7 protein-coding genes are annotated in these 6525 nt (G+C 57.2%); 2 read left to right on the forward strand and 5 right to left on the reverse strand.

Going from position 1 to position 6525, the window contains the following annotated elements; genetic code table 11:
• Positions 1 to 250: 250 nt before the first annotated feature.
• Positions 251 to 1024: an isoprenyl transferase gene (locus IQ273_RS28870; RefSeq protein WP_194026561.1), complete on the forward strand. Its 774-nt coding sequence runs from the start codon at positions 251 to 253 to the stop codon at positions 1022 to 1024.
• Positions 1025 to 1120: 96 nt separating this feature from the next.
• Here IQ273_RS28870 and IQ273_RS28875 read toward each other — a convergent pair whose 3' ends face one another.
• Entirely contained in the window at positions 1121 to 2215 is a 1095-nt protein-coding gene (locus tag IQ273_RS28875) for an alkene reductase (RefSeq protein WP_194026562.1), read from the reverse strand.
• A gap of 232 nt (positions 2216 to 2447) precedes the next feature.
• On the reverse strand, positions 2448 to 2774 hold the full coding sequence (gene trxA, locus IQ273_RS28880) for a thioredoxin (protein WP_194026563.1): 327 nt from the start codon (positions 2772 to 2774) through the stop codon (positions 2448 to 2450).
• 88 nt (positions 2775 to 2862) lie between these two features.
• Between trxA and IQ273_RS28885 the strand changes: the two genes are divergently transcribed.
• Positions 2863 to 3180 carry a helix-turn-helix transcriptional regulator gene (locus tag IQ273_RS28885; protein WP_194026564.1) on the forward strand — a complete coding sequence of 106 codons (318 nt, stop codon included), beginning with the start codon at positions 2863 to 2865 and terminating at the stop codon, positions 3178 to 3180.
• Positions 3181 to 3411: 231 nt separating this feature from the next.
• Here the strand turns inward: IQ273_RS28885 and IQ273_RS28890 are convergent, their stop codons facing one another.
• The 3 genes from IQ273_RS28890 to IQ273_RS28900 all read right to left on the reverse strand — a co-directional run bounded on the left by IQ273_RS28890 (position 3412) and on the right by IQ273_RS28900 (position 6492).
• Positions 3412 to 4497 (reverse strand): AI-2E family transporter, encoded by a 1086-nt coding sequence (locus tag IQ273_RS28890; protein ID WP_194026565.1) that lies wholly within the window; start codon positions 4495 to 4497, stop codon positions 3412 to 3414.
• A 142-nt stretch (positions 4498 to 4639) separates the two neighbouring features.
• Positions 4640 to 4996, reverse strand: a complete 357-nt coding sequence (locus IQ273_RS28895) for a DUF29 domain-containing protein (RefSeq protein ID WP_228054097.1) — start codon at positions 4994 to 4996, stop codon at positions 4640 to 4642.
• Entirely contained in the window at positions 4996 to 6492 is a 1497-nt protein-coding gene (locus IQ273_RS28900) for a phosphomannomutase/phosphoglucomutase (RefSeq protein WP_194026566.1), read from the reverse strand. The genes IQ273_RS28895 and IQ273_RS28900 overlap by 1 nt, the downstream gene beginning before the upstream one ends.
• Between the last annotated feature and the right edge of the window lie 33 nt (positions 6493 to 6525).

A 6525-nucleotide genomic window follows, 5' to 3' on the forward strand; every position in this document is an offset into this window, starting at 1 on the left:
AACCCCACCCACCCGTAGGGTGCATTCGCGGCCAAGAAACCTCTGCCGCCTACCCTCTAACTGCTGAGCCGCAATGCACCACTCACCGCATAAATATCCCTGGGGTTACCGGGCCGCGAATACATCCTACGCACGGGGGAATATCTCTCCGGTGCATTGCGGCCCCAAACAGATTCTGAGAATTTGCTGAGGTTGCCGAAGGCCGCGAATGCACCCTACCGATGCCTATGTTTTTAAGGAGGTTCAACCTATGATTCAACCCATCAATTATTCAACCCTGCCAGCAGACATCCATCCCGAAGCCTTGCCTGCCCACGTGGCGGTGATTATGGATGGCAACGGTCGTTGGGCTACCCAGCAGGGGCTGCCGCGAGTGGCGGGTCACCGCCAGGGGGCCAAAACCGTAAAAGACCTGCTGCGCTGTTGCAAAGACTGGGGCATTGGAGCGCTAACAGTCTATGCATTTTCAACCGAAAACTGGCGGCGACCGATGACAGAAGTCACCTTTTTATTGCGTTTGTTCGACCGGCTGCTGCGCCGCGAACTGGCTGAAATGCAGCGCGAGGGCGTGCACATTCAGTTCTTGGGCGACCTGTCGCCCCTGCCAGAACGATTGCAAGACCTCATGCAAGAGGCCATGACTGTAACCCGCTCCAATCAGCGCGTACAGTTTAATGTGGCGGTCAACTACGGTGGCCGTCAGGAACTGGTAGCAGCTACTCGGCAGATTGCTCAGCAGGTGGCCTGCGGTGCCCTATCCTTTGAGCAGATAGACGAAGAGACTCTATCGCGCGCGCTGCTGACCTATCCGCTGCCTGACCCAGATCTGCTGATTCGCACCAGCGGCGAACAGCGGCTAAGCAACTTTTTGCCCTGGCAATTGGCCTACACCGAGCTGTACTTTACCGATGTGCTCTGGCCAGAGTTCGATCGCGCCGCTTTTCACCAGGCTTTGCAGTGGTACCAGCAGCGGCAAAGGCGCTTTGGTGGTCTGGTCGCGACCCCTGTGGCCCAAGGGCTTTAGCCATAGAACCCACAAGGTGAGTCAAGTTCTTGGGTAAGCCCTGGCTCACCCCAGACTGATGTGCCTATAGCAAAATATTCGCTGGCATAGAACCGACTAGGCCACCGCCTCAAGCGCAGGGTAATCAATGTACCCTTCGGCCCCGCCGCCGTAGAAGGTGTCGGGGTTGGGCTCGTTGAGCGGTGCGTTCTTTGCAAAGCGCTGGGGCAGGTCGGGATTGGCGATGAAGAGCTTGCCGTAGGAGACTAAGTCGGCATCACCGCTGGCGATCGCTCGATTACCAGCCTCCTGGTCGTAGTCCCAGTTCACCATCAATAGACCGTCGTATAGCGGGCGAAACTCTTTGGTGGAAATGGCCGTGCCGCCGTGCCGCAGATCAGATTCGCTGGGTTCGAGCAGGTGCAGGTAGGCCAGGTTGAACTGATTCAGCGCTTGAATGGCGTAGCCAAAGGTGGCCCTGGGGTCAGAGTCGGTCATGTCGTTGAAGGTGCTGCTGGGCGACAGCCGCACGCCGACGCGGTCTCCACCCCACACGCCCGCCACAGCCTCGGTCACCTCCAGCAGCAGGCGGGCGCGATTTTCAACCGGGCCGCCGTAGGCATCGGTGCGGTGGTTGCTGCCATCGCGCAAAAACTGGTCGAGCAGGTAGCCGTTGGCCCCGTGCACCTCAACCCCATCGAAGCCTGCCTCTAGAGCATTCTTGGCCGCCTGGCGATACTGGTTCACAATGCCGGGAATTTCGTCTAGCTCCAAAGCCCTCGGCGTGACAAAGCGCTGCATGCCCTCATAGGTCATAGCGTCGCCCTGGGGCTGAATGGCGCTGGGAGCGACTGGCGTTGCCCCGTCGGGCTGCAAAGACGGGTGCGAAATGCGACCCACATGCCACAACTGGAGGAAAATGCGCCCGCCCCTGGCATGAACCGCCTGGGTAATCTTTTGCCACCCAGCAATCTGTTCGGCACTGTGGATGCCGGGGGTAGCGGGATAGCCCATTCCCTGGGGAGAGATCTGGCTGGCCTCGGTAATGATTAACCCAGCCGATGCCCGCTGCTCGTAGTAGGTCACATTCAACGGCTGAGGCACATTGCCTTCTCCTGCTCGGTTGCGGGTGAGGGGAGCCATCACAATCCGGTTGGGTAGCTCGTACGCACCCAATTGAATAGGCGTAAACAGATTCTTTTCAGTGGACATGATGATCTCCTTTAAGATGCTCAGTGCTAAGGAATTCCGCAAAATCGTATAGGTCATGTAGGGGCGAATGGCATTCGCCCTGATAGGAACTGAGGCAAAACCTAGGGATGGCGGCCTAGCGACATAACCCAGGTAGGGGCAAATGCCATTTGCCCTCATTGAATTGAAGCCAAGAAGAATCTAAATAACGGCATGGGTTGGGTAGGGGCAAACGACCGTTTGCCCCTACTGGTTAGCTCAGAAACGGTTCAACGGCTTTGGAGAGGGTGTCCTTAGACACAGCCCCAACCATCTGCTCCATTTTTTCGCCCCCCATAAACACCATCAGCGTGGGAATGCTGCGAATGCCGTAGTGGGAAGCAATGCCGGGCTGCTCGTCGGTGTTGACCTTAACCACCTTGAGCTGGCCTTCGTACTGCTGTGCTACCTCATCAACCACGCGGGCTACCATGCGACAGGGACCGCACCACGGAGCCCAAAAGTCGACCAGCACGGGCACATCACTTTTCAGCACTTCGGTTTGAAACGTCTCTTGGGTAATATCTGCAACTACGGACATTGGCACACCTCCGCCGATTGGGCGAATTTCAATTATTCGAAAAACTCGAACAATTAAACTATAGCGCTCCCTGTGGCATAATGCAACTATGCGACCTATTCATCATCCCAACTGCCAAGACATTGCCCTGGATGGGGTTTTGTATGCCTTGGGCGACCCTGTGCGGCTCGAAATTGTGCAGCGGCTAGCCGCTAACGATGAGCTATCTTGCTCTGATCTCGATTTGGGGGTGGCGAAGTCGACCCTCTCCCACCACTTCAAAATTTTGCGCGAGGCCGGGGTGCTGCACTGCCGCAAGCAGGGTACACAGCACATGAACTCCCTGCGCCGCGACGATCTAGACGCGGCGTTTCCGGGCTTGCTCGACAGTATTTTGAAGGCGGCTCGGGCAAAAGTTGAAAGCTAGCGAAGCGTCATAGCCGTTCCCTGAGCGAAGTCGTTGGTGAAGCCGCCCCAAAGGGGCTAGGGACGGCTATCTTTAGGGCAATTCTCCCGATTGATGTCACCTATCATTGGCTTCGACTTCGCTCAGCCAGCGTTCCCTAAGCAGAGTCATTGGCGAAGCTGCCCCAAAGGGGCTAGGGGACATTAGTAGCGTTGACAAAGAGAGTTAGTAGTCGTGAATTATCAGGTGTCCCTAGAGCGGCTTAGACTCTAGAACACCGCTCTGAAGGGGCTCTATCTCCGGCTCGCGCCCCGGCTCACGCACGTTGTCGGCGACTTTTTTAATGAAGCTGGCAGTGGGTACGGCCAGCAGAAGGCCCAAAAAACCGGCAAACTTGGCCCCAACCAACAGGGCCAGGATAATAATCGCCGGGTTGAGCCCGGTGATGCCGCCCATCAGGCGCGGGGCCACCAAGTTGTCGTTGATTTGCCCCAGCACGATCGCGACCCCCAGTACCTTGAGGCCCAGCCAAATGTCTTGAAACGCCAGCAGAGTGCTCACCCCCAGCACCGCTACCGTACCGCCAAAGGGAATAATGCTGACCAGGCCAATCACCAGGCCAAACAGCAAACCAAAGGGCACGTTGAGCAAAATCAGGGCGGTCGATTGGGCCACCGCCAAAATCAGTGCCAGGGTGGCTTGTCCTGAAAAGTAGCCCTGGAAGCTGGGCCTGAGCGAGCTGCGAATTTGTGCTTGCCAGGGGGCTGGCAACCAGCTCAGCAGGCCTTCCCACAGCGGGTCACCGTTAATGACTAACAGAATGGCCAAAACGGCTGTAATCAGCAGGTTGATAGCACTGTCAAGGGTGCTGAGGGTAACGCTGATGGCTTGGGTAGTGGTTGCTTGCAGGGCGTTCGTAAGCTGATTAGCCGCTTCCACCGTCAGCTGATCGAGGTTGAAAGGCAAATTTTGGAAGATGGTTCGATCTTCGAGCAGCAGCAGCTGGGTTTTGGCGCGATCGATCCATCCCGGCAGGCGTTCGGCAAAGTCGTTGAGCTGCTGCCACAGCTGCGGGCCTAGAAAAATAACTAAAACAGAGGTGACCACAGCTGCCAGCAGCACCGCCAGCAGCACCGCTAGGCTGCGGGCTAAGCCCCGTCTTTCTAACCAGTCAATGGGATAGTCGAGCAGAAAGGCGATCAGAGTGGCGGTGATCACTATGCTGGTAGCGGGCTGAAAAATTCCTGCCAGCCGATACAGCAGCCAGCCGTTGAGGCAGATTAAGGGGAAGGCCAGGCCTGCGATCGCCCACCTGGGCAGGTTTGAAAAAGTAACCATAAGTTCATAGCCTTGACGGTTGTGAGTGTGCCTCACGGCTCTAGAGTAAACGCGATCGCCTGATAGTTGACACAGGGCCAAGATCACGGCAAATCTACACTATCCTCAACCAATGATTCTAAATCCTGATAACCGCAGAGCCTTAGCCAATCGCTAGATCTGTTTCAGAGCCTACAATTAGCGCGATCGCCTGGTTAATCACGGCCTTTTGATTGACCCTCTGCTTCAACTCCGCTGCATCATAGCGACCTTCAAACGCTTCTAATGCTGCCTGCCGTAGGGCAGAGTCGTAGGCATCTTCCAGGGTGTCTTGAAGTTCCTGCAGGGTCAAGTACATGCCCCCGGCTTTACGTCGTTGGTTGGTGCGCTGAATTTGTTTGACGGCATTGAGAATAGAGGTTTCCCAAAAGCGGGTCGTGCGCTCCTCTGCGACTTGCTTAATAAGATGTAGAAGTAGGATGACGCCAAAGCTAAAAATCTTGTTGAGTTTGTCAAGCATTACGTTTCCAGAGCCGAGATATCGAGATCGGTCAGGGTTGTTAGAAATGCCCTCAGGCGATCGCCGATTTTAGCCACTCCACCCGCCACGTTCGACTCAATATAGAGCGGTAGTACCGGATCGTGTAGCGACATCCGCATCATGAACCAGCCGTTTTCATCCGGCTTTGAACAGGCGACGCGTACCCCTTCGTAGCTGGGCACAACCGACCAGTCGGGCTGAGTATCGACAAAGGCTTTCAGCTGATTCATCACCTCGGCACCGTGGGCCTGAGCCTCGGGAGCTAAAATCGTCAGCCGATACTCCTGGCTATCGTGGGGGTCTTGCAGGGTGGCAATCAAATCGCTGAACCGCTTGCCAGCCAAGCGAGCTTTGGCTAGTTCGACCAGCAGCTTGCTGACCAGGTAAGCGCCATCGTCTAAAAAGTAGTTTTCTTTCATCGCCCCGTGGCCTGAAGCCTCGATCGCAAGCCAGCTGGGCTGGCCCACTTCATTTAGTCGAATCGCCTCGTTGATCACATTCTTGTAGCCCCGGCGAAAGCGATGGTGAACGCCCCCCAGGTCGTCTTCAATAAACCGGGTCAGCCCATCGGAGGTGGTGGAGTCGGTGACGATGGTGGTGCCGGGGTGCTCTTGCAGCACGATCGCCGAAATCAGCGCGATCAGCCGGTTGCGGTTGAGTTCGCGCCCGTCGTGGTCAACGGCGGCACCGCGATCGACATCGGTATCGAAAATTAGGCCAAAGTCGGCCCCCTGAGCCACCACGGCCTGGCAGATTGAGGCCATTGCTACCGCATTTTCGGGGTTGGGTACGTGGTTGGGAAAGGTGCCATCGGGGTCGAGGAACTGGCTGCCGGTGGTGTCGGCCCCCAAGGGTTCGAGCACCTGGCTGGCGAAAAAGCCGCCTGCCCCATTGCCTGCATCGACAATAATTTTGAGCCCTTGCAGCGGCTGGTCAAAATGGTCGGGATGGTTGACCGACTGGCGAATGTTTTGCACCAGGCCTGCGGCGTAGGCGGCAATCAGGTCGTGGTGTTCGACAGAGCCGGGAGCGGCGGCAGCGAAGCTACCCTGCTCAGCCAGATCTAAAATGCGCGAAATATCTGTTTTGCCGAGGCCGCCCCGGCGGGTGAAAAACTTCAGGCCGTTGCGGTTGAAGGGGAGGTGGCTGGCGGTCATCATAATTGCGCCGTGGCAGGCAAACTCGGGCAGCACCGTGCTCATAAACATGGCCGGGGTCGAGGCCATGCCCACATCCAGCACTCGACAGCCTAGGGAGGCCATGCCTGCGATCGCAGCCCCCATCAGCTCAGGCCCAGACAGCCGACTGTCGCGCCCGATGGCAATGGTCAGCTCGTCTACAGGCCGCTCTAGCTCTGCTGATAGCCAGGCGGCAAAGGCTTTACCCAGGGTGGTGACTACCTCGGCGGTGAGGTTGACCGCTTCGCCCGCGACACCCTCTAGGGCAACGCCGCGAATGTCGGAGCCGTTTTGCAGTGTGGCCCAGGGGGTAGTGGTGGTGGATGGGGG

Origin of the sequence: Nodosilinea sp. LEGE 07298 (genome assembly GCF_015207265.1) — a bacterium.
Lineage (GTDB): Bacteria > Cyanobacteriota > Cyanobacteriia > Phormidesmidales > Phormidesmidaceae > Nodosilinea.